The organism is Synechococcus sp. HK05, assembly GCF_019104765.1.
Classification (GTDB): domain Bacteria; phylum Cyanobacteriota; class Cyanobacteriia; order PCC-6307; family Cyanobiaceae; genus Vulcanococcus.
Window position 1 is genome coordinate 367,395 of sequence record NZ_JAHRXJ010000011.1, and the last position, 25,708, is coordinate 393,102.

The following is a 25,708-nucleotide window of genomic DNA, read 5'->3' on the forward strand; positions in this document are numbered from 1 at the left end:
CCCTCAGGCATCGGCAAAAAAAGAGACGGGTGCGACCCCGTCTCTGTGATCTCCCTTGCCCGACCCGTTGCAGGTCGTGAGTGAAGGATGCCGCGGGTTGAGGCCCGTGGCTGTGTTCTTTGTAACTAGCTGAACAGTGAGTGGCCCGTTGGCCTCACTCGCCGATCTTGGCTACAGCGGCCTTGGCCTTCTCGATCACAGGGGCCGGCATCGTGACGTAACCCAGCTGCGGTGCCTGGGCCTGAGCCTGCTCTGAGAGCATGAAGTTGAAGGCTTTCTTCAGCAGCTCGGCCTTGGTGCCGTTGCCGTTTTGATAGGCCAGGATCCAGGTGAAGGTCACGATCGGGTAGCCCTTGATCGGATTGGGATTGCCACCGATCAGATCGGGGCCCAGATCGATCGAACCGAGCGCTTCGCTTTCGCTTTCGCTGCTGGGTTTCACCAGCTCGCCGGAGGCATTGGTGAGGGCCGCGGCTTGCAGCTTGCCTTTCACGTAGGCCGATTCCACATAGCCCAGGCCGCCTTCCACCTGGTTGAGCTGGGCCGCTACGCCCTCATTGCCCTTGGCGCCCACGCCGGTGGGCCAGGCCACGGTTTTGGAGGTGCCAGGGCCGCTCTTCCAGGCATCCGAGATGGCGGCCAGGTGCTTGGTGAAGTTGTAGGTGGTGCCGGAGCCGTCGGAGCGGTGCACCACGGTGATCTTCTTGTCGGCGCAACCCAGCTGGCTGTAATTGGTGATCTTGCCGAGGAAGATCTCAGCCAGCTGCTGCTGGCTCAGCTTCAGGTCGCAGCCGGGGTTGTTGTAGGCCACGGCGATCGCACCGGCGGTCATCGGGATCTGCAGCACGCCGCGGCTCACCTTGGCGATGTCTTCGGCCTTCATCGGCGCATCGGAGGCGCCGAAGTCCACCGTGCCAGCGATGAACTGGCGCACGCCGGCCCCGGAGCCCACCGACTGATAGTTCACCTGAACACCTTGTGAGGCCAGTTCCTGGAACCAGCGCTGGTAGATGGCGGCGGGGAATGACGCACCCGCACCCGCGAGGCTGCCTTTCACGGAATCGCCACCGCCCATGGAGCAGGAAACGAGGCTGAAGCTGGCGGCGAGTCCGGCCAGTCCGGTGAGGACTCGAGCGGTGGTGGTTCGGCGCATGGTGGAGAAGGTAGTCGTGGAGGCCGTGGGTTCAGCGACCTGCCTTTGACCCTATGTACAGCCGGCCAGTGTGACTTAAAGAGCAGGTAAAGGTCCTGGCGACTGCAGCTGCTCCAGCACCCAGGCCGCGCTTGCCGGCGCCAGCAACACGCCGTTGCGGTAGTGGCCGCTGGTGAGCACCAGGCCGGGTTCGAGCAGTTCCAGCAGGGGCGCCGGCCGCTCGTCGGGGCGGGCGCGCAGGCCCTGCCAATGCCGCAGTGGTTCGGCCTGCCGCAGCCAGTCGGGAGCGGCGCCGCCGAGATGGCGCAGTTCGGCCAGGGCCTCGGGGCTGCCTTGGGTGAGGCCCGGTTCCACGGTGGCCCCCAGCCAGAGGCGTCCGCCGGGGCGGGGCACCAGGTTGAAGCCATTCCAGCTGGCGCTGCCCGGCCAGGTCTCGGCGTTGCAGCCGGCCGGCAATTGCAGCTCCAGGGCCTGGCCCAGCACCGGGCTCTGGGGGCGCCTATGACCCAGGGGCTCCAGCAGTGCTGGGCTCGCCAGGCCAGCAGCGATCACCAACCAGTGGCTGCGGCAGGAGCCTGCCTCGGTGTGGATGATCCAGCGTTGATCGGCACCTTGGTTTCCCCGCTCCAGCTGCAGCACCGCAGCCGCTTGGGTGATCAGGCCGTGGTTGCGTCCGTCGTCCAGCAGGGCCTGCATGGCTGGTTGCGGGTCGATCTGAGCGTCGTTCGGTGAGAACAGCGCTCCGGCCGCATCCGCGGGGAGGGCTGGGCTGAGCGCCTGCAGCTCAGCCCGGTTGAGCAGCCGCAGCGGCAGCCCTTGCCGTTGGCGTTGTTCGGCCAGGCGTGCCTGGGCCTGCCACTCCTGCTCGTTGCAGGCCAGTTGCAGCAGGCCAGGCCGCCAGGGAATGTGGTGGCCCCGCTCGCTGAGCTGTTCACGCCACTGGCGCCAGAGGGCCAGGGATTGCTGCCTCAGCCGCCAGCCCCGCCCGCTGCTGCGCCGGAAGATCTCAGCCATCAGCAGCCCGAGGGCGGCGCTACTGCCGGCCTCGCTGGATTGGCCGTGGGCCAGGGCTGGATCGATCAGCTGCACCCGATGGCCGTGCTGGCTGAGCAACCAGGCCACAGAAAGGCCCACCACGCCGGCGCCGATCACGGTGATCGACGTGGGCCGGCGGGTGGGCTCTGGTGGAGTGATGGTGATGGAGGCGGGATCAGGCCTGCTTGAGGTCGGCCTGCACCTGGGCCGGCAGCACCTGGGCGTAGAGGCCAAAGCCGCTGGCCACCTGGATGTAGGCCTTGCTCAGCTTGTTGGCGTCCTGCAGGCGGGCGGCTTCATCAAGATCGGCCAGAGCGTTCTTGAGGGCGTCAGCGCGCTTGTTGGCCTCGGGGCGCTCAGCGGGCAGCAGGCGCTGGTTGATGTAGAGCATCTCTCGGCCCACTTCCTGCATCGGGCCGTGGATCAGGTTGCGGGTGAAGGTCCAGTCGCGCTCGTTGACGAGGGTGGCCAGCTCGGGCAGGCGATCGCGGGCGGCCAGGAAGCCTTCGGCCTGGCGTTCGATCACGGCGATGTCCTCGGTGCTGAGGGTGGGGGCTTTGGCCTTACCGCCGCTGCAGGCGGTGAGACCGAAGCTCAGCACCAGAGCCAGAGCCACCAGGGCCAGGCTGCGCAGGGCGGATGCAAACCGGGTGGTCAGCGCGGACATCGACTGAGCAGCCATGACGTTGGAGCTTGATTGCGGGACTTTACCCAGGGCTTTTCGCCTTGAAGCGCCCGTGGGCAGCAGGCCGGCAGAATTCAGTGTTTCCAGGGCTGCGCCCCGCCTCGCCATGACGGCTGCCACGGCCATCCTTCAGATGATCTGCCCGGATCAGCCCGGCCTGGTGCGGGAGCTCTCCGGCTGGGTCGCGGGCAATGGCGGCAACATCGTGCATGCCGATCACCACAGCGATCAGGGGGCCGGGCTGTTTCTGAGCCGCATTGAGTGGCAGCTCGAGGGGTTTGGCCTGCCCCGCGAGGCGATTGCTCCGGCCGCGGCGGCCCTGGCGGAGCGCCTCAACGGCGAACAAACCGTCACCTTCTCCGATGAGAAGCCCGCCGTGGCGATCTTTGTGAGCAAGCAAGACCATTGCCTGCTGGATCTCCTCTGGCGCGTGCGCACCGGTGAGTTGCCGATGCGGGTGCCTCTGGTGATCGCCAACCATCCCGACCTGGGATCAATCGCCGAAGAGTTTGGCGCCCGCTTTGAGCACGTTCCGATCAGCAATGCCAACCGCGAAGAGGCCGAAGCCCGCCACCTGGAGCTGCTGGCGGAGCACGGCATCGAGCTGGTGATCCTGGCGAAATACATGCAGGTGCTCACACCGCGCTTTCTCGCGGCCTTCGACCCCCCGGATGCCTTCCACCGGGTGATCAACATCCACCACTCCTTCCTGCCGGCCTTCATGGGCGCGCAGCCTTATCACCGGGCCTGGGAGCGGGGCGTGAAGCTGATCGGTGCCACCGGCCACTACGTGACCGATGAACTCGATGCGGGCCCGATCATTGCCCAATCGACCGTGAACGTGAGCCACCGCGATGAGGTGGAGGATCTGATTCGCAAGGGCCGCGACACCGAACGCCTCGCCCTGGCCCGGGCGGTGCGTCTGCATCTCAAACGCCAGGTGATGGTGTATCGCGGACGTACGGCGGTGTTCGAGTGAACGCCGACCGTTGGGGTGCGAGGGCTGGCCAGGCTGTGCTCGCCCGGTTGGATGCGCACCGGCCCCCTGAGGCCGATCGCTGGGGGTGGCGTTGTTTCCAGCTCGGTGTGTTTGTGCTGCCTGCCAGCGCCTTATTCGCCGCCATGCTGCTGCTGGTGCCGTTAATTCAGGGCAGCCGCCGGCGCAGCCCCTGGGGGCACGACCGGGTGAATGGTGTGTTGGCGCTGGTGGCGGTGTTGATGCTGGCTGGGGCGGCCCTCGCCACACTGCGCAGCCAGGCGTTGCCCAGCTATTCCCCCTCCCTGGCCTGGGTGGGGCTGTTCAACTGGATACCCCTGTTCTGGGGGTTCTGGGCGTTTCAGGCTTATGTGGCGGATGGCGCCGCGCGGCGCCGGGTGGCGCTTGCCCTGGTGGCTGGCACCGTGCCGGTGGTGGTGACCGGCCTGGGGCAGCTGTGGCTGGGTTGGCAGGGCCCCTGGCAGATCCTTGGTGGGGCCGTGATTTGGCACCTGCAGGAGGGTGGCCGCCCGCAGGGGCGCCTCTCAGGCCTGTTCGATTACGCCAACATCACGGCTGCCTGGCTGTCGTTGAGCTGGCCGCTGCTGCTGGCGGCGCTCTTGGCCTGCGGCCGCCGCTGGCGGCAAAGGCTGGCCGGCAGTGGCTGGCGCTTCCTGGTGGTCCTGGGCCTGGCGGCAGCCCAGGTGACTGCTTTGTATCTCACCGATTCCCGCAATGCCTGGGGCGCGATGTTGCTGGCTGTCCCGTTGGTGGCTGGCCCTGGCCGTTGGCTGTGGCTGCTGCCGCTGCTCCTGCTGGCGCTCTTGCCCGTGGCCCTGGCCAGCCTGCCGGGGGTGCCTGGGGTGCTGCAGGATCCTGCCCGCGCGCTGGTGCCCCAGTCGGTGTGGGGGCGCCTCAACGATCTCAACCACCACAGCCAGCGCAAGCTGGCATCCCTGCGCATCACCCAGTGGAGCGTGGCGGCGGGGTTGATTGCCGAGCGCCCCTGGCTGGGCTGGGGTTCTGCTGCATTCAGCGTGATCTATCCCCTGCGCACCGGCCGCTGGCATGGCCACCCCCACAACATCGCCTTCGATCTGGCGGTGAGCTTTGGCTTACCCGTGGCGCTCCTGGTGGTGGGGCTTGTGCTGTGGCTGCTGATTCGCGCACTGCGCCTGGGGATGGCCACCGGGCCTGTGTTCGAACGGGCCTGGTGGGCCTCAGCTCTGGTGGTGGCGGTGCTGCACGCCAGTGATATCCCGATGTACGACAGCCGCCTCAACATCGCCGGCTGGATCCTGCTGGCGGGGCTGCGCTGCTGGGCCTTCAGGCCAGTGCTTCCTGCTGGTGCTTGAGCAGGGTGGCCTTCGGCAGAGGACCCTCCAGGTGCTCCCAGGGCAACACCCGATCAGCGCTCCAGCTGGCCTGGATCACCTCCTCCCAGGGCGGTGGCAGGGGATTGCCTTCGAAGACCGCATCGCCCTCGCGCACGGCGCGGTAAGCCTGTTTCCAGCCCCCCAGGCTTTCGTGGCGACCGCGTGCCGCGGCGATCACCGGAGCCAGGCGCCGGTCGCTGCGTGAGAGCAGCGCCTGGATCACGCTCCAGCCATAGCTCTCCGGCCGCAGTTCGATTCCCTTGGGCTTGAGGCGTTTGGCCAGCAGCTTCAGCCGTTTTTCTGCCTCCGGCCGCACGCCCTGCCACTGGAAGGGCGTGTGGGCCTTGGGCACGAAGGTGCTCACCCCCAGGCTGAGCCGCAACCCGGGTGTGGCTTTCTTCAGGGCCAGCAGCAGTTCGGCGGTGGCTTCCACATCGGTGTCGTCTTCCGTGGGGAGGCCCACCATCCCGTAGAGCTTCAGGCCCGTGAGTCCGCCTTCTTTGGCGTAGCGAGCCGCGGCGTGGATCTCCTCGGTGGCGAGCTTTTTGTTCACCACCTGGCGCATCCGTTCACTGCCGCTTTCGATGGCGATGGTGAGGGATTTGCTGCCGCGCTTGGCCAGGATCCGGCCCAGCTCCGGAGTCACCGTGGCGGCCCGAACCGAGCTCACACTCACCCGGGTGCCCTCGAAGCGATCGCCATCGAGCCACGTGAGCAGGTCGCCGAACTGGGGGTGTTGGGTCACGGAGGCGCCCAGCAGCCCCAGGCGCTGGGTGGCGGTGAGGCCTTTCTCCACAGCGGGGATCAAACCGTCGTCGAGGCTGGGCGTGCGGAAGGGCAGGGTGAGATAGCTCGCCAGGCAGAAGCGGCAGAGCTCCGGGCAGCTGCGCACCACCTCCACCATGTGGATGGAGGGCCAGGCTGCCTCCGGCGTGATCACCGTGGAGTGGCTGAGGGTGTTGCCGCGCCAGGTTTGTTTGGCCACGGTGGCGGGAATGCCCGGCTCGATGGGCTCCACGGCCAGCAGCGCCCCGTCTGGGCCGTAGCGCGGCGCGTAGAGCGCAGGCACATACACACCCGGCACCTGGGCCAGCTGCCGCAACCGCTCGGGCCGCGGCGCGCTGCGGCAGGCCTGCAGGGCGTCAATGAAGGCGGGCAAGAGCTGTTCGCCGTCGCCCAGAAGCACCACATCAAAGAAGGGGGCAAGAGGCTCGGGGTTGGCGGTGAGCACCGGCCCGCCCCCGAACACGATTGGATCGTTGTCGCTCCGTTCAGCGGCCCAGAGGGGGATGCGCTGCTGCTCGAGCAGATCCAGCAGCACGGGGCCATCCAGCTCCCAGCTCAGCGAGAGGCCGAACAGGTCGCAGTGGCGGTGCGGTGCATCCCCCTGATCGGTGAACAGCCGGCGCACATCCACGTCGCTGCGTTGGGCCAACGTGGCCCACACCACCTGATATCCAAGGCTGGTGATCCCTACCGTGTAGGTGCTTGGGAAGGCCAACACCGCCCGCAGCGCTCCGGCGGCTGGGGCGGCGGGTTCAAACAGCAGGGTTTCCTGGTTCAGGCGAGATGGAGGCGCAGAGCATCATTCTGCGGTCCCACTGCTGCTGGCCTCAGCCGTAGAGCCCTTGGCCGTTGCCTTGGCCTCGATTGCGGGCGGCGTTGGTTTGCTGGGCTGTGCTGATGGCAAAGCCGTACTCCTGATTGGTGTTGGCGCGATTGCCGATCAGGGTGTTGTTGATGCCACCATTAAAAACAACACCACTTCCGGTGTTGTTTCTGAGACGGTTGTTAAACAGCTTGGCGTTGACAGGATTGCTCAGGCTGATGCCACTGCCGTTGTTGCCGCTGATCCGGTTGCCGTTCGTTTTGTTCTCGGCCTGGCCGATGCTGATCTTGCGGGTGCCGGGACCAACGTTGATGCCACCTTGCTTGTTGCCGAATTCCCTGATGCCCACGCTCGCGAGACCGACATAGGTCTCGTCGATGGTGATGTTGCGGGCCCTGCCGTCGAGGGCAATGCCGTAGCCGTCGTTATTGGAGATTGTGTTTTGAGGAATGACGGAGCGTCGGTTGCCGGCGATCAGGATGTTGCTGGCGTTGCCATCCACGCGGATGCCGTCTTGGTTGTTGCCCCAGGAGATGGTTTGGTCGCCTTCGCTGTAGATGGCTTCGGTGCCATAGGTGTTGAGACCGATGATGTTGGGGTCCACCCAGATGTCGCGAGCATTGCCCGTGATGTGCAGGCCGTGGCGCGCGTTGCTCGCCATCACATTTGTGCGAACTTGGTTTTTGCCGCCATCGCTGCTGATGCGGATGCCACTTTGTTGATTCGGTGCAATGCCTCCGAAGGCGGTCAGGCCCGCAAAGGTGTTGAAGGTGATGAAGTTGCGCACGTGGTCGGTCACGTTGATGCCGTTGCCCTCGTTGCCGGCGTTCACGTTGCCCAGAGGAATCACGCCGCCATATTGAATGTTTCTTGAGGTGCCCTCAATCAGAGCGCCGTCGCCTCGGTTGGCAACGATCGTGGCGTTGTCGGCACCCAGGCCGAAGAAGTTGGCGTGGATGGTGATGGCATGGCTGTTGCGTACGCGGAGGCCGTTGCCGCTGTTGCCGCTGACAACGTTGTAGTAGATGAATGGGCTCTGGTTGCGAGTCGTGCCGATCAGGCCGTTGTGGTTCGCCTTGATGATGGCGACACCATCACCGCCATTGCCCAAGGCGCTGGTCCCTTCGGCGTTGGTGCCGATGAAGTTGCCCAGCAGGCGATTGTTGCGAGAGCCATCGCTGATCAGTACGCCGTTCAGCGTGTTGCCCGAGATCAGGTTGCCTTGGCCCGGCCGCTGAAACTCCCCCTGGGTGGGATCGTTGCCGTCATGGGCGGCGCCCCCAATGCGGTTGTGATCGGCTCGGTTCCAAAGCCTGATCCCATGGCCACCATTGCCCAAGTCCGCGCTGCCATCGGCTGAGGTGCCGATGCGGTTATTGGCAATGCGGTTGCGATCACCTCCCTCAATGTTGATGCCGCTGCCGCCATTGGCGCTGATCACATTCGAACGTTGCTGATCCAGTGGAACGCCCGTTAAGGGGTCCAGGGTGCCGATCAGGTTGTTGCTGGAGCGGCTGGTGATCGTGATCCCGTGGCCTTGGTTGCTCTGTGCTGTTGTGCCATCCAGGGCCACTCCGATCAGATTGTTCTGGATCCTGATGTTTGAAGCATCGAGCACGATCCCATCGCCGCTGGCGTTGCCCAATGCAAACCCGTTCAGGCTGGAACCCGCTGCCGTCTTGCCCTTGAAGATCAGGCCCTGGTGTCCGTTGCAGTCGAGCGCGATTGCGGCGAGTCCCGATTCCGACAGCAGGCCGTTGATGGCCACAGCATCGCGGATGATCTCCAGGTCGCTGCTGAGGCTGATCGTGCCTCCGCTGAGGCTGCTGTCGACCAAAATCTGGTCGAACCCGGATCGTTGATTGGCCTCGCCAATGGCCCAGCGCAAGCTGCCGGCGCCGGAGTCATTGAGGTTGCTGACCGTGAAATCCATGCCAAGCAAACGGGCTCACCCCGGCATCATGCTCAGGACAGCTTGGGTTTAGGCAGAAGGCGTTGCATCGTTCATCGAAGGCTGTTCATCAGCTTCAGCTGGCGTTTGTAGATCGATTGCTCGTGCAAGATGCTGGCCATCACGGTGCTGGCCACCGCGCACACCAGCAGCGGCTTGAGGATCAAGAGGTTTTTGGTGAGGGCGAACACCAGGAACACCGCTGTGATCGGTGAGCGGGCGCAGGCGGCGATGAAGGCCGCCATGCCGGCGAACACGAAGGTGCTCGGTGCGTGACCGGTGGTCACTTCCGCCCAGCCGGCGGCTACCAGGCCAATGGAGCCCCCCAGGGTGAGCATCGGTGCGAACAGTCCCCCCGGAGCCCCTGTGGCGGCCGCCAGGCCAGTGCCAAAGAACAGGAGCAAAAAGATGCCGATCGCTCGATCCACTTCCACGTGGCCATCGGCAATCACGTGTTGCAGCGCTGCGGTGTTGCGGAATTCGGCCGGTAAGGCGGCGTACACAAGGCCGATCACCAGGCCGCCAACCATCATCCGCAGTACCAATCGATCCGGGAGCCAGCGCACCCCCAGGCGCTGCATCCCCACCACGTAACGGCTGTAGAGCTCAGCCAGCAGCGCCACGGCGGCTCCCAGCACCACCAGATACACCAGATCACGGGGCATAAAGCTGAGGTGGGGGCTGTATTCGCTCACCAGCTGAAAGCCGCCGTTGCCGATGCCCGCTGCTTTGCTACCCATGCCCGCCAGGCCCATCAGATCAGCCCAGAAGCTCCCCAGGAACGCGGTGCTGAACACCAACAGCAGGAGCACCGGGCCCGCTTGGCGCAGCAGTTCTTCGATCGCGTAGAAGAAGCCGCCCAAGGGCGCGTTGAACACCGCCGCGATGCCGGCACCGCCGCCGGCCGCCACGATCACGCGCATCAGCGATGGCGGGGCCTTGAACCAGCGCGCCATCTGCCAGCCCACCGAACTGCCCATCTGCACCGAAGGGCCCTCTGGCCCGAGCGGGAAGCCGCTGCCGATGGCCACGATGCCGGCCACCAGTTTCACCACGGCCACCCGCAGCTGCATCGGCACCCGCTGACGCGCCAGGAAGCGCATCACGTGAGGGATGCCGGAGCCGGCGGCAGCCGGTGCCAACTGTTGCACCATCAACCCGGACAGGGCGCCGCCTGTGGCCCCGAGCAGGGGCAGCACCAGCCAGGGGCTCGCCAACTCCAGCAGGCGTAGTCGCCAGCTGCCGAGCCAGCCCACCCCGGTTTTGAACAGCAAACCGGTGACGGCTGCCCCGAGCGAGGTGACCAGCAAGGTGATCACCACCGCTGGCCAGCGCTGCTCAATCAGCCGCTCCAGATTTCGGCTCGCTCTCCAGCTTTGAGGATGCAGCGAGACCCGTTCACCAATCAACGCAGGCTCACACTTCTGCCAACACTTTGGCTTCTTGCTCGGCACTCACGACGCGGCCGCTGTCTTCGAAGCCCTCGATCTGATCGAAGTTGAGGTAGCGGTAGAGCTCGGCCCCACGGGGATCGATTTTGGCGGCGGCGATCGCCAGATATTGATCCTTGGTGGGGATCCGGCCCAGCTGGGCGCACACCGCCGCCAGTTCGGCACTGCCCAGATACACCTGCGCGCCGTTGCCGAGGCGGTTGTTGAAGTTGCGGGTGCTGGTGGAGAACACGGTGGTGTTGTCCTCAACACGGGCCTGGTTGCCCATGCAGAGCGAGCAGCCCGGCATCTCCATGCGCGAGCCGGCCTTCTCGAAGATGGCGTAGTAACCCTCCTGCTTGAGCATCTCTTCATCCATGCGGGTTGGGGGGCACACCCAGAGGCGGGCGGTGTTTTCGCCCTGCCCTTCCAGCACCGTGGCGGCGGCGCGGTAGTGGCCGATGTTGGTCATGCAGGAGCCGATGAACACCTCATCGATCTGGTCGCCCGCTACCTCCGAGAGCGTTTTCACGTTGTCGGGGTCGTTGGGGCAGGCCAGGATCGGTTCGCTGATCTCATCGAGGTTGATCTCGATCACGGCGGCGTAGTCGGCATCGGCATCGGCCTCCATCAACACCGGGTTGGCGAGCCATTCCTCCATTGCCTTGATGCGGCGGGCCAGGGTGCGCTCATCGCTGTAGCCGCGGGCAATCATGTTCTTAAGCAGCGCCACATTGCTGCGCAGGTATTCGCTCACGGTTTCCACCGAGAGCTTGATGGTGCTGCCGGCGCAGGAGCGCTCGGCGGTGGCATCGGTGAGCTCGAAGGCTTGCTCCAGCTTCAGATCGGGAAGGCCTTCGATCTCCATGATCCGGCCGCTGAAGATGTTTTTCTTGCCGGCCTTCTCCACGGTGAGCAGCCCCTGTTGGATCGCCACATAGGGGATGGCGTTCACCACATCGCGCAGGGTCACGCCCGGCTGCAGCGAGCCGGAGAACTTCACCAGCACCGATTCGGGCATATCCAGCGGCATGGCGCCGATGGCGGCGGCGAAGGCCACCAGGCCCGAGCCGGCCGGGAAGGAAATGCCGAGGGGGAAGCGGGTGTGGCTATCGCCGCCGGTGCCCACGGTGTCGGGCAGGAGCATGCGGTTGAGCCAGCTGTGGATGATGCCGTCGCCGGGGCGCAGGGCCACACCACCGCGGGAGCTGATGAAGTCGGGCAGCTCCGCGTGGGTTTTGAGGTCCACCGGCTTGGGATAGGCGGCGGTGTGGCAGAAGCTCTGCATCACCAGATCGGCGCTAAAGCCCAGGCAGGCCAGCTCCTTCATCTCATCGCGGGTCATCGGCCCGGTGGTGTCTTGAGAGCCCACGGTGGTCATCAGCGGCTCGCAGCTGGTGCCTGGGCGCACGCCCGGCAGGCCGCAGGCCTTACCCACCATCTTTTGGGCGAGGGTGAAGCCCTTGCCGCTGTCGGCCGGAGCGGCCGGACGGATGAACAGATCGCTGGCGGCCAGACCCAGCTGGGCGCGCACCTTGTCGGTGAGGGCGCGGCCGATCATCAGGGGGATGCGGCCACCGGCGCGCACCTCATCGGTGATCGTGCTGGGCTTGAGCTCGAAGCGGGCCACGATCTCCCCGGCGTTCGGCTCGCCGGCGGCGCGCTCGATCGTGCCGGCGTAGGGGCGGATTGTGATCACGTCGCCCGAGTTGAGGGCGGTCACATCGCATTCGATCGGCAGGGCGCCGGAGTCTTCCGCGGTGTTGAAGAAGATCGGGGCGATCTTGCCGCCGAGCACCACGCCGCCGCTGCGCTTGTTGGGCACGTGGGGAATGTCGGTGCCGGTGTGCCAGAGCACCGAGTTGATCGCGGATTTGCGGGAGCTGCCGGTGCCCACCACATCACCCACATAGGCCACGGGGTGGCCCTTCTGCTTGAGCTGGCTGATCAGCTCGAGGCCGCCGGGCATGCGGGTTTCCAGCATCGCCGTGGCGTGCAGGGGAATATCCGGGCGGGTGGTGGCGTGGGTGGCCGGCGACAGATCGTCGGTGTTGGTCTCCCCTTCCACCTTGAACACCGTCACGGTGATCTCCGCCGGCAGTTCGGGTTTGGCGGTGAACCACTCGGCGGCGGCCCAGCTGTCGATCACGCGCTTGGCGTAGGGGTTGCTCGCCGCCAGCTCGAGCACATCGTTGTAGGCGTCGTAAACGAGCAGGGTGCGGCTCAGGCCGGTGGCGGCCGCTTCAGCGATGGCGGCATCGGCGCTGGAGAGCAGCTCGATCAGCGCGCCCACGTTGTAGCCGCCGATCATCGTGGCCAGCAGGTTCACGGCTTCCACCGGGCTCAGCAGCGGGCTGCTGGCCTTGCCTTGGGCCACGGCGCTCAGCCAGCCGGCCTTCACATAGGCGGCCTCATCCACGCCGGGGGGGATGCGTTCGGAGAGCAGGTGCAGCAGGAAGGCTTCTTCGCCGGCGGGCGGGGCCTGCAGCAGCTCGGTGAGGTCTTGCGCCTGGGCGGCCGTGAGCGGCAGGGCCGGGATCCCCAGAGCTTCACGTTCCGCAGCGGCGGCGCGGTAGTCGGACAGGAAGCTGCTGGCAACCATCGGCGTAAGGGGCCCCTGCGGACCTGACGAACTGTGACGTGACACCCATTGTTCTTTGCCGCCCTGCCCGCATCTGGTGGCAACGGCTGCAATCGGGCTTTTAGGCTTCCCTATCCCCCTGCCCCTGCGCGGCTGCCGGCATGATCTCCACCTCTGATCTCCACGTGGTGGAAACCAGGCCCCTGGTGGCGCCGGCGCTGCTGCACCGTGAGCTGCCCCTGGGTGATGGGGCGGCCGCCACGGTGCGCGAGGCGCGCGAGCGGATCAAGGCGATCCTGCGGGGCGATGACCAGCGCCTGCTGGTGATCGTGGGCCCCTGCTCCGTGCACGACGTGGGCGCCGCCAAGGACTACGCGGCCGCGATCGCCGAGGAGCACAAGCGGCACCGTGATCAGCTCGAGGTGGTGATGCGGGTGTATTTCGAGAAGCCCCGCACCACTGTGGGCTGGAAGGGCCTGATCAACGACCCCCACCTCGACGGCAGCTACGACATCAACACCGGCCTCAAGCTGGCTCGCGGCCTGCTGCTGCACCTGGCGGAGATGGGGCTCCCGGCGGCCACCGAGCTGCTGGATCCGGTGGTGCCTCAATACATCGCCGATCTGATCAGCTGGACCGCCATCGGCGCGCGCACCACCGAAAGCCAGACCCACCGCGAAATGGCTTCAGGCCTCTCGATGCCGATCGGCTTCAAGAACGGCACCGATGGCAGCGCCAGCACCGCCATCAATGCGATGGAGGCGGCTGCACGGCCCCACCATTTCCTGGGCATCAATCAAGACGGCAGCGCCGCGATCGTGACCACCACCGGTAACCCTGATGGTCACCTCGTGCTGCGGGGCGGCAAGCAGGGCACCAACTTCCACGCCGAGGCGATCGAAGCGGCGGCGGCCGCTCTGGAGAAGGACGGTCTGCCGGCGCGGGTGATGGTGGATTGCAGCCACGGCAACTCCAACAAGGACTACCGCCGTCAGGGCGAGGTGGCCGCGGCGGTGGCGGATCAGCTGCGCCAGGGATCGCGCCACGTGATGGGCGTGATGATCGAAAGCCATCTGGTGGCTGGCAATCAGAAGATCCCAGCGGATCTCTCGCAGCTCACCTACGGCCAGAGCATCACCGATGCCTGCATTGATCTCGACTCCACCCGCGAGGTGTTAGCGGAGTTGGCCGGGGCGGTGGCCCATGCTCAAGGCAAGGCTGTGGCTGCGGTTTGAGTGGGTGAAGCAGTGAATTAGCACTCACGTCTTACGAGTGCTAATTCACTGCGAGGTTGCAAACTGTTTGGCCTGAACAGCGCTCTGGTTGGTGCTGCGTAGTGTTTGGGGAGACGCAATCAGGAGGTCTGCCGATGACCTATCTCCTGCAGTTTTGTGGTGTGTCTGATCCCTTGCAGCTCTTTTATCTCGAGCAGAGCAGTGTGAGCCAGGGGCCGGCCTTTGCTGGCTTTCGGCCGTTCCAGTTGGATGCGCTGCTCGATTGGGCGCTCGACACGGCCCAGGGGCGCGGCTGGGAGCGGGATCGCATCCACAGCACCGTGGTGGATGTGTGGTTGGAGCGCGCTGAAGCGATCCGCCAGTGGCAGCTGCGCTTGGTGGCGGAGCCGGATGATCGGCGCCTGGTGGCTGGTCTGGGCACCCAGCACGACTGGGAGCGGCGTTGCGAGGCGATGCTGTTGGCCTGAAGGCTTAGTGGGCCCAGTGCTGCCAGAGCAGGCCAGCGCTGAGGGGAACGCTGAGGTTGTCGACGCCAAAGCCGCTGAGCTGTTCCAGGGCTGTGGCCACCAGGGCCACCCAGATCAGGTTGGGCAGGGCCGGGGCGGCCAGCCCCTGGCCGTGGGCCATCGCCTTCAACAGCACCAGCACCACGAGGGCGCCGCTGGCCATCGCCACGGTGCCTGCCAGGGATTTCCCCTGGCCGAGCACGCGCCAGCGGGGTGAGCGCAGCTGCGGCCCGATCAGGCCCGCCAGGCCATCACCGATTGCCATCACCAGAACCCCTGCCGCCACCGCCAATGGTTGAGCCGGCCAGAAGAGCGCTAGCAGGATCGCGATCGAAGCGCCGTAGGCGATCGTGCCGTAGCTGTGGCGCCCCACATCTTCCACAGCGGGCAACAGCCTGAAGCGATGGTTGAGCGCTGTGGCCAGGGTGACGGCGATGGCGGCAGGCAGGGCCACCCCGCGGGCAATGCCGAGGGCCCACGCCAGCAAGACCACCGGCCCCGTGCCGATGTGCACCACTTTCCGGCTCCATTCCCGTTGCTCGGGGAAGCGTTGGCGAATGGCGAGAGCGATGCCCACCACAACGGCGAGCCAAAGAAGCACAACGGCGATGCCGGTGAGCTGTTGAAGGAGAACCGGGGTCAACGGTGCGGGCTTAAGCAGCCTGCTGATAATTGGTCATCATGCGCAGCTTGAGGATGGCCTTGGCCTCCAGCTGGCGTACCCGCTCGCGTGACACGTTGATTTGACGGCCGATCTCGGCCAGTGTGAGCGGCTCATTGCCCTCGAGGCCGAAGCGCAGTTCGATGATCTTGCGCTCCCGCTCGTTGAGCTGGGAGAGCCAGGTGCCGAGGTGCTCTTTCTGAAGGTTGCGGTCCATGGAATCCATGGACTCATTGCTGTTGGGATCGGCGATCAGTTCGCCGAGGGTGCTGCGGTCGTCATCGCCGCGGGCATGGGCATCGAGGGAGGCGCAGGGGGCGCTCTGGGAGATCAGATCCTCCAGTTCTTCAGGCTGCATGCCCATGGCGTGGGCCAGCTCGAGCCGATTCGGTTGCCGGCCGAAGCGGTGGGAAAGCTCCCGGGTGATCCGGCGCATTTTCGAGAGCTTTTCGCTCACGTGGATCGGCAGGCGGATGGTGCGGGCGCTGTTGTCGATGGCCCGCGTCATGCCCTGACGGATCCACCAATAGGCATAGGTGGAGAACTTGTAGCCCATGGCGGGATCAAATTTGTCGACCGCCCGCTCCAGGCCGATGGCGCCTTCTTGCACCAGATCCAGCAGTTCGAGGCCCTGGTTTTGATATTTCTTCGCCACGCTCACCACCAGGCGCAGGTTGGCCGCCATCATTCGATCGCGGGCCCGGCAGCCCATGCGGATCTGGTGCTTCTGCCGGGCCGTGAGTTGATCGCTGGGCAGCTCCTGGAGCTGCTTCATCAGTTGCACGTGATGCGCCAGTTCGATCTCTTCAGCGGCGGTGAGCAGCGGCACGCGGCCGATGTTGCTCAGGTACCAGCCGATCGAATCAGCACTGAGGCGACCCCCCTGGCGTGATGCGCCATTTCGACTCGCCGTTCTGTTGTTCGACGGCCCGGAAGCAGTGCTGTTGGTGGCATCCATGGCATTGAGTCGGCGTGGAAACGGCCTTTGGAGCGGAGAGACAAGCCCGAAGCCCCGGCCTCACATTGATTTGGCCGGAATGTAGCACTTTTACTAACTCGAGACTGCAGCGAATCGGAAGACTTACCGCAGCATTTTCATTGGATTTTCTTCTTGTTCGTATCGGTGATCACAGCTAGCCGTCGCTGCTGCACAAGTTGCGGTGCCAGCCCTCAATCAAATCGGCTTGAACCGCCACGTTCTCCTCGTCGGGGATGCGTCGCACGAAGCTGCCATCCGCCTGCATGTCCCAGGCGGTGCAGTTGTCGGCGAGATAGGCATCGATCAGGCGCAGCAGCTTCTGGTTGAGGTCGGGATCTTCGATCGGCACCACCGCTTCCACGCGGCGATCCAGGTTGCGGCCCATCCAGTCGGCACTGCCGATGAACATCTCCTGGTCGCCGCCATTGGCGAACCAGAAGAGACGTGAGTGCTCCAGAAAGCGACCGATCACGCTCGACACACGGATGTTGTCGCTCACCCCCTCCACGCCTGGGCGCAGGCTGCACATGCCCCGCACCACCAGATCGATTTGCACGCCCGCTTGGGCTGCTGCGTACAACCTGGCGATGATCGCAGGATCCACTAGGGCATTCATCTTGGCCTTGATGGCGGCGGGCCTGCCGGCGCGGGCATGCTCCGTTTCTCGCTCGATCAGCTCCTGCATGCGTCGCCGCAGCGTGACTGGTGCCACCAGCAGGCGGCGGAATTCCTGCTGTTTGGAGAAGCCGGTGAGGTAGTTGAACAGTTCTGCCAGGTCTTGCCCCAGCTCCGGCCGCGCCGAGAGCAGCCCGAGATCGGTGTAGAGGGTGGAGGTGCGGGAGTTGTAGTTGCCGGTAGCGATGTGGCAGTAGCTGCGCAGCTTCTCCTTTTCCTTGCGCACCACCAGGGTGATCTTGGTGTGGGTTTTGAGGCCGATCACCCCGTACACCACGTGCACACCAGAGCGCTCCAGCTGCCGGGCCCACTGGATGTTGTTGTCTTCGTCGAAGCGGGCCTTGAGTTCCACCAGGGCCATCACCTGTTTGCCGTTTTCGGCGGCGCGGATCAGGGCCGCGATGATCGGGGAGTCTTTCGACACCCGGTAGAGCGTCATCTTGATGGCCAGCACCGAGGGATCGTCGGCGGCCTGGTTGATGAACTCCTCCACGGAGGTGGAGAAGAGATCAAAGGGGTGATGCAGCAGCACGTCACCGCGGCGCAGCACGGAGAAGATGCTCTCGAATTCTTCGGCCTTGATCGAGCCGTCTTCCAACAGGCTCTTCTGGGCGCGGGCCAGCACCGCGGGGGTGCGGCCGCGGTGGGGCTTGTCTTTGAGCTTGGGCAGCGGCACCGCCATCAGGCTCATCAGGTCGTCGAGACCCAGCGGTCCATTGATCCGGTAGAGGTCCGCCGGTTCCACGCCGGTGCCTTCCAGCAGCAGATCCACCACGTCTTGGGGCATTTCGTCGGCCACCTCCAGGCGCACCACTTCCCCGCCCATGCGCCGCTTGCGCAGACCCTGCTGCAGGGCCTCCATCAGATCGTCGGCTTCGAGATCACGCAGTTCCAGGTCGGCGTCGCGGGTGACGCGGAAGAAGTAGTGGCCTTCCACGGTCATCCCCGGGAAGAGCAGCTGCAGGTTGAAGGCCACGACCTGCTCCAGCGGAACCGCCGTGTAGATCGGTGTGGGTTCGTGGCTGCTCAGCTCCACCGGCAATTGCACGAAGCGCGGCAGGTTTTTCTGCGGCACCTTCACCCGGGCGAACTGTTGCTGGCCCGATTCGGGATCACGAATCAGGGCCGCAATGTTGAGGCTCAGGTTGCTGATGAACGGGAAGGGATGGGCTGGGTCCACCGCCAGGGGGGTGAGCACCGGGAAGATGGCGTTCTGGAAGTAGGTGTTGATCCACTCCTGTTGCTTCTTGTTGAGCTTGGCGTAGTCGATCAGGTGCACGCCGGCTTCGGCCAGCTGGTGCTTGAGGTAGTGGCGGTAATGGGCCTGCTGCTGGCTGAGCAGCGGTGCCAGGGCTTCGCGCACCTTCACCAGCTGCTGGCTGGGGGTGAGGCCGTCATCGCTGAGGGTTTGAACGCCGGCTTCGATCTGTGACTTCAATGAAGCCACTCGCACCATGAAAAATTCGTCGAGGTTGTTGCTGAAAATGGCGCTGAATTTCGCCTGCTCCAGCAGTGGTGTGTGTTCGCTCAGTGCCTGCGACAACACCCGCTGGTTGAAGGCCACCCAGCTGAGCTCCCGGTTGATGTAAAGCTCCGGGGCCACGACGGGTTCAGCCATTCAGCACCGATCAACCTGAAAAAGCAAATTAGCAATCAGATCGGGCTGTTTTGCGTGCGCTCCCCGCTTGACGGCAGGCCCCCCGCCACCAGCGACGCCACACCCACCAGCACGGCGATCCCCAGCCAGAACGGGCTGCGCTGGCCCAGGAGGTCGTAGCTGAGACCCGCCAGGGGCGGGCCGATGAAGCTGCCCAGGCTCTGCAGGCCCTGGAGGCTGCCCAGGGCTGCGCCCTGACCGCTATCACCCAACCGGCGCGACACCAGCGCCCGCAAACTCGGGGTGACCAGACCGGTGCCCAGGGCGAGAATCGCCACGGCGCTGAACACCACAGCAGCAGCGTTGCTCGCCTGGGCCAGGGGAATCAACAGGCAGCCCACGATCACAAAGCCCAGGCCCGCCAGGGTGAGCCGGTATTCACCGAAGCGGTTCACCAGCGGGCCGATCAGGCCGCCCTGCACCACCGTGGCCACCACGCCCACCACCAGGAAGGCCGTGGTGGCCAGGCCAGGGCCCCAGTTGAACACCTGCTTGAAATAGAGCACCAACACGGCGGTGAAGCCGTTGAACGCCAGAAAGAAGAGGAAAAAGGCCGCGCACAGGCGGCGCACCTGCGGATTGGTGAACACCCGTTTGAGGGCCACCAAGGGGTTGAGATCCCGTTTGCGTGGCATCGCCTGGCGCGCTTCCGGCGGATGGGTTTCCGGCAGCACGGTGAGCACCAGCAGCAGGTTCATCACGGCAAAGCCCGTGGCCACCCACACCGGCAGGGTGACGCTGAAGCCCGCCAACACGCCTCCGAAGGCGGGGCCCAGGATGAAGCCCAGCCCGAAGGCCACGCCGATCAAGCCGAAGGCCTTGGCGCGGTTTTCAGGGGTGGAGATATCGGCCAGCACGGCGCCGGCGGTGGCGGCGGTGCCGCCACTGACCCCATCGATCAGCCGGCCTCCGAAGAGCAGGGCCAGGGGGATCAGGCTTCCGGCAGCCCAGGGAATCGCCTGCCAGTTGATGCTGAGGGTGATGGCAAACAGCCCGAGCCCGAGCACCGAGCCCGCCACGCACACAGCGATCACCGGTTTGCGGCCATAACGGTCGCTCAGGGCACCGATCAGCGGCGTGAAGGCGAATTGCGCCAGGGCATAGCTACCGGCCAGCAGGCCGAGGGTGCGGCCGTTGCTGGTGAAGCTCGCCAGCAGAAACGGCAGCAGGGGGAACACGATGCTCTCCCCCAGCCGGTCGTTGAGCAGGGTGACGAACGCGCAGAGGCTGGTGGAGGGGCGGCTCCAGCGCATGGGGATGGGCCTGGGTATGGGCTCACCATCCCACGCGGATGTGGCCCATGGGGAATGCGGCCCTCAGCGCAGGCGCTTCAGCAGTTGGTTCCACAGCAGGGCGAAGCCGTTGCTGGTGGCAGGGCGCTGGCTGTGGTGGCTCGGAGCGCTCATCACCAAGCCGCCCACCATCGAAAACGACCCGTTCCCACTTCTGACAAGCATGTGTCGACCCCAACGTGATCGAAAACGTAAAGCTGTTGGCAGGCCGGTTCCACCCTGTGCGGAAAGATTTTGGTTTTGATCGGCCCCGTTGGTGATGCCGATCAGGATGGTGGTGTCTTCAGGGCTGTTTTCGTGATGTCGTCGGAGCTGCCGCCGCCCTCGCTCACCCACCTCAACGCCAGCGGCGAGGTGCACATGGTGGAGGTGGGTGATCGGCCCAGCACCCGCCGCGAGGCCCGGGCCGAGGGATGCATTCGGATGCAGCCTGAGGTGTTGGCATTGGTGCTGGAGGGCCGCGCCCCCAAGGGCGACGTGTTGGCGGTGGCGCGGGTGGCGGCGATTCAGGCGGCCAAGCGCACATGGGAGTTGATCCCGCTCTGCCATCCGATCGCCCTCAGCGGCGTGGAGGTGGTGATTGAGGCCTGCAGCGATGGCTCTGGGCTGCGCCTCGAGGCCAGCGCCCGCACCACCGGCAGCACCGGGGTGGAGATGGAGGCGCTCACGGCCGTGCAGGTGGGCTTGCTCACCCTGTACGACATGCTCAAATCCGCCGATCCAGCGATGACCATCACCGGCGTGCGCTTGCTGAGCAAGAGCGGCGGCCGCCATGGCGCGTGGCAGCGCGATGACTGAGCCCTACGGCCGCGAAGGCCTGCCGCTGGAGCAGGCCCGCGCTCAGATTCTGGAGGTGCTGCAGCCGCTGGGGCTCGAAGAAACCCTGCCGCTCACCGAAGCCCTCGGCCGCACCACCGCAGCTTCAGTGCTGGCTGACGCCGCGGTGCCCGGTTTTCGGGCTTCGATCATGGATGGCTACGCCATTGCCGGCGCAGCCCAGCCCGAGCCTGGCCAGCAGTGGCGGTTGGTGGGTGCTTCAGCCGCCGGCGCGCCCTATGGCAGCGCGCTGGTTGCCGGTGAAGCGGTGCGCATCCTCACCGGCGCGGTAGTGCCGGAGGGTAGTGAGCGGGTGCTGCCTCAGGAGTTGGTGGCGCGCGAGGGCGAGCAGCTCGCGCTGGTGAAACCCTGCGGGCCCAATCCCTGGATTCGCCAACCCACAGAGGAAGCAGCCCCGGGCCAGGAGCTGGTGCCGGCGGGTCAGCGGCTGGGGGTGGCGGATCTGGGGCGCCTCGCCAGTTGCGGCGTGCAGCAGCTGCGGGTGACGCGCCGGCCGCGCCTGGGGTTGTTGATCAGCGGCGATGAATTGCGGCCGCCCGGGCTGGAGCGGGGCCCGGGCCAGATCTGGGAGAGCAATTCGGCGTTGCTCACGGCGTTGCTGCAGCGCTTGGGGTTTGCCGTTGCCGATCAGCGGGTGGTTGTTGATCAACCGGAACCCTTGCGCGCCGCTCTGCAGGAGTTGGCCCAGGGTTGTGATGTGGTGGTGAGCACCGGCGGTGTGTCGGCCGGCGACAGCGATTGGATCCGCCCGCTGGTGGAGGAGTTGGGGGCGGTGCGCTTCTGGAAGCTGTTCCTCAAGCCCGGTCGCCCCTTTGCCTGGGGCCAGGTGGCGGGGGTGCCGTTTTTCGGGTTGCCGGGCAATCCAGTGGCAGCGGCGATCACGGCGCTGCAACTGCTCTGGCCGGCGCTGCAACGGCTTGAGGGGGCTGAGCTGCAGCTGTTGCCGCGGTTGAAGGTGCGGCTCGAGGCGCCGCTGCGCCGGGGTTCCGGCCGGCCTGAGCTAGCTCGGGCCCAGTTGGCGGTGGCGGCCGATGGCGGCCTCTGGGCGCGGATCGAAGGCTCGCAGGCCTCCTCGCGCATCGGTTCACTGCAGGGGGCTGATCTGCTGCTGGAGATTCCGGCGGAGCTTGGGGGCCTGGAGGCGGGCGCGGAGCTGTGGGCGCAGCTGTTGCGGTTGCCGGTGTTTTGAGCGTGCTGGTCTGAGTAGCGTTCCAACGAACAGCAGCTCGAAGTCGTCCCGTGGGCGCGAGATCTCAAACCGACCTGGATCTGGCGCCGCTGCAGCACATGGCCGCTGCGATTCGTCAGGAGATCCCGGGCGCTGAGGTGCGGCTCTTTGGATCCAGAGCCCGTGGTGAGGCTCGTACAGACTCCGATGTGGATGTGTTGATCACGGTGAGTGATCAGTGGTTAGCCACGCACGATCGATGGTCTGTGCTGGATCGCCTTCGCTGGACCATCAGTGAACCCAGCCGCCCAGTTGACCTCTTGCTCTTTTCTCAGTCCCAAGTTGAGCAGCGCCGCAAGCTTCGCAGCAACGTGGTGTATCAGGCCTACCAGGAGGGGCTGAGGTTGGATGGCTGAGGCCGATGCCCTGGCCATGTTGAAGATCGCCAGACGCGATCTTCAGGCGGCTCAGGCGATGCTCGACAGCGCTGCCTTTCATGAGGCGGTGTTGGGCTTTCAGCTGCAGCAGACGCTGGAGAAGGCTCTTAAGGCAAGTCTCTACTTCCTGGATGAATGTCCACCATTCCCTCACGATCTGGTGGCGTTGTTGAAGTTGCTGGAACGGGCTGGTGTTGATATCTCGGGCTGCCGAGAGCTCGCACGATTCACCGATTTTGCGGTGCAGATCCGCTACGACGAACAACCTGACCTGCAGGGCCTCGACCGTTCCGTCTGGAACGTGAAAGCCGAAGCCTTGGTCCTTGCCGTTGAAGCTTTGCTGCCGCCCACCTGTGCTGGGGATCACTGAACGGGCCGCTCAGAGCGGTGTGTTGCCGCTGAGCCATTCGCTGCTGCCGTCGCTGCGCCATTCGCGCTTCCAAAAGGGGGCGTTGTGTTTGAGGGCCTCCAGCAGCTCCTGGCAGCAGCGCTGGGCCGGGCCGCGGCGGTCGGCGCCGATGGCCACCAGCACGATCGCCTCACCGGGGTGCACTAGGCCGATGCGGTGCTGCACCAGACAGCTGAGCACCCCGTGGCGATTGCAGCATTCCCGGGCGAGGTGCTCCAGCTGTTGCTCGGTCATGCCGGGGTAGTGCTCGAGCTCCAGGGCCTGCAGGGGCATGCCATCGCTGGCCGTGCCGCGCACCCGACCGATGAACAGACTTTCGGCCGCACTGGCGGGATGGCCCTGGCTCTGCAGGCTGAGGTGCCATTGCTCCAGGCAGGCCACGGGCTGCAGGGCATGGCAGAGAAGGTCGATCTTCAACGGCATGGCTTCAGGCCTACCCCCCGCTGATCGGTGGCAGGAAGGCGAGCTCATCGCCTGGCTTCAGGGGTGTGTTGGGTTCGGCGAACTGTTGATTGATGGCGATGCGCACGCTGCCCAATGGGCCTGGCAGTTGCAGGATGTCCCAGAGTTCCTCTGGGGTGAGGGGTCCCTTCGGGGTTGTCGCGACCGACCAGTACTGCTCCGCCCAGCCCGCCTGCTCCCTGAGTCCAGCGAACAAGCGAATCCGGATCTCGTTCGTTGGCGTATGACCCATGGCTGCAACGGTAATCAGCCACCTGGCAACTCTCTTGCCAGCATGGCCATCTTCTTGATGCCTGGTTTTGAGCCTCGCCATCGCCCTGCTCACGGTGTCCGACACGCGCACTCGGGCCGACGACCGCTCGGGTGACGCCCTGCAGCAGCGCTTGGAGGACGCCGGCCATCGTTTGGTGGAGCGCCACATCGTGCCTGATAACCGTTATCAGATTCGCGCTGAGTTGAGCCGTTGGATCGCTGATCCGGCCGTGCAGGTGGTGATCAGCAGCGGCGGCACGGGGCTCACCGGCCGGGATGGCACGCCAGAAGCGGTGGCACCCCTGCTGGATAAAACGATCGAGGGTTTCGGGGAGCTGTTTCGGGTGCTCTCCTTCGAAACGATTGGCACCAGTACCCTCCAGAGCCGCTGCCTTGCCGGGGTGGCCAATGGCACGGTGATTTTCGTGCTGCCGGGTTCGTTGGATGCGGTGGAAACCGCCTGGGATCGCTTGATCTCAGCTCAGCTCAATGAAGCCACACGCCCCTGCAATTTGGTGCAGTTGCTGTCGCGTTTGACAGAGCCGGCGGGCTGAGCTCCGGTGATGCCCCCTGTTGGCCTTTCTCTACGCCTCAGTGGAATGGGCCGGTGTCTCGGGCTACTTCGCTGGAGCAGCGTCAGCCGCCGAGATAGGCCATCTCTGCGTGGGGCTGCTTGGTGGCGCCGGTGCGCTCGCGGGTTTCGCTGTAACGATCGGTGCGTGCGATCCAGAGGTCTGCCATCGCTTGGTGCAGTTGAGCGGGCGTGATCCCCGGTTGCAGCCAGGGCCGTAGATCCACACCGCTGCCGGGGGCTGCAAACAGGCAGGTGTAAGCGATGCCATCGGCCGTGATGCGCAGCCGGTTGCAATCGCCGCAGAAGGGTTCACTCACCGATGCCACCACGGCCACGGCGCCATGCCCATCGCTGTAACGCCATCGGTTGGCAGTGCCGTGCTGGGCTCGGCCCATGGCCTCCAGCGGCCAGCGCTCATGAATCGTTTGCACCATCGCGGCGGCGGGCACAACATCGGCCCCACTCCAGCCGTTGCGGTTGCCCACATCCATGTATTCGATCAGGCGAAGTTCTAGGCCGCGCTGGCGGCCCAAGGCCGCCAGGGGCAGCAGTTGATCCTCGTTGCGGCCTCGCTGGATCACCGCGTTGAGCTTCAGAGCGCCAGTGGCTGGATCAAAGCCGGCGCAGCGTGCATGCTCGATCGCCTCCAACACCTGCTGGAGGGCTCGCGCGCCAGCTGCCTCATCCGCCAGGCCCGCCATGGTTGCCACGCTGGCGGGGTTGCTGCCATCCAGGCTCAGGGTGAGGCGATCCAGGCCAGCGCTGCGCAGGCGCTGGGCGCGTTCGGCGCTCAGCAGCAGGCCATTGCTCGTGAGGGCGATCTCGTGTAAGCCCTGCTCGCGTAGGGCTTGGCAGGCGCGGATTAGGGCCTCGAGCTGTGGATACAGCAGCGGTTCGCCGCCCGTTAGGCGCAGGCTGCGCGCCCCCAGGGCGACCGCCGCTGTAATCAGCTGCAGCCGCTGCTCCAGGCTCAGCAGCCCCGGGGGCTCCTGCCCATCCGGTAGGCAATAGGGGCAGGCCAGGTTGCAGCGGGCTGTGAGCGAGAGCCGCAGCACGCCCAAGGGCCTGCCCAGGGCATCAACGGCTGGCATCACAGAGGGCTGAGCGGCTCCAGCTCATCAAAACGGTTCACGTTCTGTATCGACTCTGCCTTCAGCTGCACGCTGCAGCACCGTTCATCGGCCAACCACCGTTGCAGCCTGCGCTCCCCCGTGGCAATGGTGCGCTCGAGGCGATCGCGCCTTGGTTTCGTGGCGGGGTAGATCCCCAGGAGGGGTTGGCTGCGGTGGCCGTCGTGGGCCAGATGGATTGCGGTTGCATCACTGCCCGCTGCCTGCAGCAGCTGGTGCAGCACAGCGCTGTCCAGCCCGGGCATATCCACTGGGCACAGCAGGAGCTGTTGATCGGGATGGAGCTCCATCAGGCGATGCAGTGCCAGCAAGGGGCCTTGCCAGGGAGGCGGCTCGGCAATCGCCTCGAGCTGCGGTAGCTCGAGGTCGCGGGCCAGCTGGAGATGTTCCGGCCAGCGCGTGAGCAATGTGATCGGGGCTCCGAGCTCAGCTAGCTGCTGCAGGGTGTGCTCCAGCCAGCTGCCTCCAGCTTGGTGGGGCAGGAGCGCCTTGTCGCGACCCATGCGCTGGCTGGCGCCACCACTCAGTAGGCAAGAGCGCACCATCACAACCGCTGGTTGTCTCTCAAGCCGAGTTGAAGGGTAGAGCTGGGGCAAGTTGCGAGCCTTTCGCGCATGTTGAGCCTCGAGATGTAGCCG

24 protein-coding genes are annotated in these 25,708 nt (G+C 65.6%); 9 read left to right on the forward strand and 15 right to left on the reverse strand.

All coding sequences use genetic code 11. From position 1 onward, the window contains the following. Positions 1–154: 154 nt before the first annotated feature. From pstS to psbQ, 3 genes are all read right to left on the reverse strand, one after another. Positions 155–1,153, reverse strand: coding sequence for a phosphate ABC transporter substrate-binding protein PstS (gene pstS / locus KUL97_RS11250; RefSeq protein ID WP_217797056.1), 999 nt, complete (start codon positions 1,151–1,153; stop codon positions 155–157). Positions 1,154–1,228: 75 nt separating this feature from the next. Then, complete coding sequence (locus KUL97_RS11255) at positions 1,229–2,305, reverse strand: FAD-dependent oxidoreductase (protein ID WP_217797057.1); 1,077 nt, start codon at positions 2,303–2,305, stop codon at positions 1,229–1,231. A gap of 58 nt (positions 2,306–2,363) precedes the next feature. Further along, a complete protein-coding gene (gene psbQ, locus KUL97_RS11260) occupies positions 2,364–2,855 on the reverse strand; it encodes a photosystem II protein PsbQ (protein ID WP_254896427.1) in 492 nt (163 codons plus the stop codon). Positions 2,856–2,979: 124 nt separating this feature from the next. Here psbQ and purU point away from each other — a divergent pair, with 124 nt between their 5' ends. Both purU and KUL97_RS11270 read left to right on the forward strand, forming a co-directional pair. After that, positions 2,980–3,852, forward strand: coding sequence for a formyltetrahydrofolate deformylase (gene purU / locus KUL97_RS11265; RefSeq protein WP_217797059.1), 873 nt, complete (start codon positions 2,980–2,982; stop codon positions 3,850–3,852). A gap of 35 nt (positions 3,853–3,887) precedes the next feature. Continuing rightward, positions 3,888–5,204: an O-antigen ligase family protein gene (locus KUL97_RS11270; RefSeq protein WP_217797060.1), complete on the forward strand. Its 1,317-nt coding sequence runs from the start codon at positions 3,888–3,890 to the stop codon at positions 5,202–5,204. Here KUL97_RS11270 and KUL97_RS11275 read toward each other — a convergent pair. The 4 genes from KUL97_RS11275 to acnB all read right to left on the reverse strand — a co-directional run bounded on the left by KUL97_RS11275 (position 5,176) and on the right by acnB (position 12,817). Next, complete coding sequence (locus tag KUL97_RS11275; RefSeq protein ID WP_368656147.1) at positions 5,176–6,729, reverse strand: radical SAM protein; 1,554 nt, start codon at positions 6,727–6,729, stop codon at positions 5,176–5,178. The genes KUL97_RS11270 and KUL97_RS11275 overlap by 29 nt on opposite strands. Positions 6,730–6,838: 109 nt before the next feature. Beyond that, positions 6,839–8,767, reverse strand: coding sequence for a right-handed parallel beta-helix repeat-containing protein (locus tag KUL97_RS11280; RefSeq protein ID WP_217797061.1), 1,929 nt, complete (start codon positions 8,765–8,767; stop codon positions 6,839–6,841). A 71-nt stretch (positions 8,768–8,838) separates the two neighbouring features. After that, on the reverse strand, positions 8,839–10,194 hold the full coding sequence (locus KUL97_RS11285) for a ClC family H(+)/Cl(-) exchange transporter (protein WP_217797062.1): 1,356 nt from the start codon (positions 10,192–10,194) through the stop codon (positions 8,839–8,841). Positions 10,195–10,201: 7 nt separating this feature from the next. Continuing rightward, a complete protein-coding gene (gene acnB, locus KUL97_RS11290) occupies positions 10,202–12,817 on the reverse strand; it encodes a bifunctional aconitate hydratase 2/2-methylisocitrate dehydratase (protein WP_217797063.1) in 2,616 nt (871 codons plus the stop codon). A gap of 140 nt (positions 12,818–12,957) precedes the next feature. Between acnB and KUL97_RS11295 the strand changes: the two genes are divergently transcribed. Then, positions 12,958–14,031, forward strand: coding sequence for a 3-deoxy-7-phosphoheptulonate synthase (locus tag KUL97_RS11295; RefSeq protein WP_217797064.1), 1,074 nt, complete (start codon positions 12,958–12,960; stop codon positions 14,029–14,031). Between the two features lie 134 nt (positions 14,032–14,165). After that, positions 14,166–14,498, forward strand: a complete 333-nt coding sequence (locus KUL97_RS11300; protein WP_217797065.1) for a hypothetical protein — start codon at positions 14,166–14,168, stop codon at positions 14,496–14,498. Positions 14,499–14,502: 4 nt separating this feature from the next. Here KUL97_RS11300 and KUL97_RS11305 read toward each other — a convergent pair whose 3' ends face one another. From KUL97_RS11305 to KUL97_RS11320, 4 genes are all read right to left on the reverse strand, one after another. Next, positions 14,503–15,180: a diacylglycerol/polyprenol kinase family protein gene (locus tag KUL97_RS11305; protein WP_217797066.1), complete on the reverse strand. Its 678-nt coding sequence runs from the start codon at positions 15,178–15,180 to the stop codon at positions 14,503–14,505. Positions 15,181–15,190: 10 nt separating this feature from the next. After that, positions 15,191–16,156, reverse strand: a complete 966-nt coding sequence (locus tag KUL97_RS11310; RefSeq protein WP_217797067.1) for an RpoD/SigA family RNA polymerase sigma factor — start codon at positions 16,154–16,156, stop codon at positions 15,191–15,193. A gap of 175 nt (positions 16,157–16,331) precedes the next feature. Continuing rightward, positions 16,332–18,470 (reverse strand): polyphosphate kinase 1, encoded by a 2,139-nt coding sequence (gene ppk1, locus KUL97_RS11315; protein WP_217797068.1) that lies wholly within the window; start codon positions 18,468–18,470, stop codon positions 16,332–16,334. Positions 18,471–18,505: 35 nt separating this feature from the next. Then, entirely contained in the window at positions 18,506–19,762 is a 1,257-nt protein-coding gene (locus KUL97_RS11320) for an MFS transporter (protein WP_217797069.1), read from the reverse strand. A 339-nt stretch (positions 19,763–20,101) separates the two neighbouring features. Between KUL97_RS11320 and moaC the strand changes: the two genes are divergently transcribed. The 4 genes from moaC to KUL97_RS11340 are packed head-to-tail and all read left to right on the forward strand — an operon-like array spanning position 20,102 to position 22,613. Then, the gene (gene moaC, locus KUL97_RS11325; RefSeq protein ID WP_217797070.1) at positions 20,102–20,599 is read left to right on the forward strand and encodes a cyclic pyranopterin monophosphate synthase MoaC; all 498 of its coding nucleotides are present in this window, start codon (positions 20,102–20,104) and stop codon (positions 20,597–20,599) included. After that, positions 20,592–21,827, forward strand: a complete 1,236-nt coding sequence (locus tag KUL97_RS11330) for a molybdopterin molybdotransferase MoeA (RefSeq protein ID WP_254896428.1) — start codon at positions 20,592–20,594, stop codon at positions 21,825–21,827. The genes moaC and KUL97_RS11330 overlap by 8 nt, the downstream gene beginning before the upstream one ends. Positions 21,828–21,877: 50 nt before the next feature. Beyond that, complete coding sequence (locus KUL97_RS11335) at positions 21,878–22,222, forward strand: nucleotidyltransferase domain-containing protein (RefSeq protein WP_368656148.1); 345 nt, start codon at positions 21,878–21,880, stop codon at positions 22,220–22,222. Further along, entirely contained in the window at positions 22,215–22,613 is a 399-nt protein-coding gene (locus tag KUL97_RS11340) for a HEPN domain-containing protein (RefSeq protein WP_217797072.1), read from the forward strand. The genes KUL97_RS11335 and KUL97_RS11340 overlap by 8 nt, the downstream gene beginning before the upstream one ends. A 9-nt stretch (positions 22,614–22,622) precedes the next feature. On the opposite strand, the gene KUL97_RS11345 is transcribed toward KUL97_RS11340, so the two are convergent. Further along, positions 22,623–23,075 (reverse strand): molybdenum cofactor biosynthesis protein MoaE, encoded by a 453-nt coding sequence (locus KUL97_RS11345; protein ID WP_217797073.1) that lies wholly within the window; start codon positions 23,073–23,075, stop codon positions 22,623–22,625. 10 nt (positions 23,076–23,085) lie between these two features. Beyond that, positions 23,086–23,346, reverse strand: a complete 261-nt coding sequence (locus KUL97_RS11350) for a MoaD/ThiS family protein (protein ID WP_217797074.1) — start codon at positions 23,344–23,346, stop codon at positions 23,086–23,088. Between the two features lie 67 nt (positions 23,347–23,413). On the opposite strand from KUL97_RS11350, the gene moaB reads away from it, so the two are divergent. After that, positions 23,414–23,920: a molybdenum cofactor biosynthesis protein B gene (gene moaB, locus KUL97_RS11355; RefSeq protein WP_217797075.1), complete on the forward strand. Its 507-nt coding sequence runs from the start codon at positions 23,414–23,416 to the stop codon at positions 23,918–23,920. An 82-nt stretch (positions 23,921–24,002) separates the two neighbouring features. On the opposite strand, the gene KUL97_RS11360 is transcribed toward moaB, so the two are convergent. Beyond that, positions 24,003–25,031, reverse strand: coding sequence for a GTP 3',8-cyclase MoaA (locus KUL97_RS11360; protein WP_217797076.1), 1,029 nt, complete (start codon positions 25,029–25,031; stop codon positions 24,003–24,005). Next, entirely contained in the window at positions 25,031–25,615 is a 585-nt protein-coding gene (locus KUL97_RS11365; RefSeq protein ID WP_217797077.1) for a molybdenum cofactor guanylyltransferase, read from the reverse strand. The genes KUL97_RS11360 and KUL97_RS11365 overlap by 1 nt, the downstream gene beginning before the upstream one ends. Between the last annotated feature and the right edge of the window lie 93 nt (positions 25,616–25,708).